This is a genomic window from Okeania sp. SIO2B9, from assembly GCF_010672505.1.
In the GTDB taxonomy this organism is placed as follows: Bacteria; Cyanobacteriota; Cyanobacteriia; order Cyanobacteriales; family Microcoleaceae; genus Okeania; species Okeania hirsuta.
In genome coordinates this window covers 1-1,710 of the sequence record NZ_JAAHGK010001485.1, presented here as the reverse complement: position 1 = coordinate 1,710, position 1,710 = coordinate 1, and the positions used below count along the sequence as shown (strand labels likewise).

Annotated in this window: 1 protein-coding gene; it reads right to left on the bottom strand. The window is 36.1% G+C overall.

Annotation, left to right across the window (positions count from 1 at the left end; genetic code table 11):
• Positions 1 to 665 precede the first annotated feature (665 nt).
• Positions 666 to 1,388, bottom strand: a complete 723-nt coding sequence (locus F6K13_RS31915) for a Mo-dependent nitrogenase C-terminal domain-containing protein (RefSeq protein ID WP_124144603.1) — start codon at positions 1,386 to 1,388, stop codon at positions 666 to 668.
• Between the last annotated feature and the right edge of the window lie 322 nt (positions 1,389 to 1,710).

The following is a 1,710-nucleotide window of genomic DNA, read 5'->3' as shown; positions in this document are numbered from 1 at the left end:
TTAAAAAGTCATGCTTAGAGGCGAAAAACCCCCAATGCTTATATTGTATCGCAATTTTTTTGGAGATGCAAGACTCAATTCCATCTATTTTTTTTAAGCTTCACACAATGAGATTTGAGTGGGGTGATTTGTCAGTTGAGTGATCGCTCCTATATCTCTATTTATCATTTATCCCAAATGCTGTTTTTTTTGTTGAATAAAAAGTCATGTATAGGGGCGAGCAACTCCCAATGCTTATATTGTATCTCAAAAAAAATTGCGATACAAGACTCAATTCCATCGTTTTTTTAAGCTTCACACAATGAGATTTGAGTGATCTGATTTGTCAGTTGAGCGATCGCTTCATATATATAATCATTGAGAGGTAATGCTGATTTTTAGTTGAATAAAAAATCATGAATAAGGGCGAGCAACCCCCAATGATTACATCTTATCCCAATTTTTTTGGAGATGCAACACCACATTCCACCATTTTTTTCTAGAGCTTCACACAATGAGATTTGGGTGAGGTGATTTGTCACCTGAGCGATCGCTTCGATATATCTATAGAACCCCTGACCGTATCTTTGTCGGCGATTCAGTTTTTTGCTAGAAGTCAGAATTCAGGAGTCAGTAGGAAATAGGAAAAAAGAAGGAAGAGAGGAAGAAAGTTTCTTGTCAGTTCATCAACAATACTTAGACACATCCTCCTGACATTCATCTGCCAAATAAGATAAAGCACGAAAACGCATACCAACCAACTGGTCGTAAAGTGGATTAAGTTTACACATAGCTGGAATGTGGGCTACTTTCTTACCAAAAATCACAATATCTCGCTCAAAAGGACATTGAGGGGGAATCATTTTACATACCATGTGAGCCACTTTTGGGTCATGGATATCCCATCCATCCAACCAGTCTTTGATCGGAGCGAGTACAGTTTGATAATGTTCGGTGTCGTGGGGAATAATGAAAGTGCCAGTATGTTCTGTTTCTTCAATCCAACTGTCTAAATCATCTTCTGTTGCTTGTTCCTTGGCTTTTTCCAGATTTTTTCTCAGGGCATCTAAAGCTTTAACCTTTAGTCCTAAAGCGTTACAGTATCTATGAAGTATGTCATCCTCAGTAATAGAATAAATTCCATCTGCCAAGGCTACCATTACCGCAGTTCTCATAAAATTTTCTGCTATGGTAGGATTTTCTCCCAGTACCCTAGCTAAATCATCTGGATTAATGGGTTGTAATTCTGAGATTTCAATTTTAGAAGCAAACTCTTCGTGACTAAAGTGGTCAAATAAATCTTTCTCTGTCACATCTAATTCCCCATCAGCATAAGCAACGGTCATTAGTCCTCTTAACCAGGTTGTAGTTTGTTCTTTGTTTAGGGGAGATTTGACGATGCTAGTCATGGCTTAACCTCTGATTAATATATAACTACAACAAATACAGTTTTTTGACTAACTCCTAAAACCAATTACAAATTAAGTTGGTATGGGAGCTATTACTTAATATTTTATCTCACTATCTCCAGCCTAAAATCCTAAAGTTTCTGATTTATTTAAACTTTATTTATTATGATTTTAGTAGTGATTGCTACATCACTTTATGAAAAATAATGATTACGATCTTTAGCTATAGCAATCCTATTTTATTCGTGTCAAAAATCTTACTGCTTTTTAGGGAACACTTAACTGGGAACAGGGAACAGGTAAGAGTTTCAGTTTTTTTATT